Source organism: Nocardiopsis sediminis (assembly GCF_042650565.1).
Classification (GTDB): domain Bacteria; phylum Actinomycetota; class Actinomycetes; order Streptosporangiales; family Streptosporangiaceae; genus Nocardiopsis_B; species Nocardiopsis_B sediminis.
Genome location: NZ_JBHSBH010000015.1, coordinates 825,765 through 826,010, shown reverse-complemented (window position 1 = coordinate 826,010; position 246 = coordinate 825,765). Strand labels below are relative to the sequence as shown.

Below are 246 nucleotides of genomic sequence, written 5' to 3'. Positions count from 1 at the left end.
CCGCGTCCCGGCGGCGGTGCCCCGCGCCCGCAGGCTCCGCGTCCCGGCGCCCCGCGCCCCGGTGGCGCACCCGGTGCCGGCCCGCGCCCGGGCGGCGGTGACCGCAGTGGTCCGCCGCGTCCCGGCGGCGGTCCGCGCCCCAGCCCGATGAACATGCCGTCCTCGCGTCCGGCCCCGTCCGGCGGCGGTGGCGGCCGTGGCGGGCCCGGCGGCGGTCGCGGCGGGCCGGGCGGCGGTGGCCGTCCC

At 87.4% G+C, this 246-nt stretch carries 1 protein-coding gene; it reads left to right on the top strand.

Translation table 11 applies throughout. From position 1 onward, the window contains the following. Nucleotides 1–246 (top strand): hypothetical protein (locus tag ACFOVU_RS26160; RefSeq protein ID WP_378538224.1); only part of this gene is annotated, 246 nt, incomplete at both ends.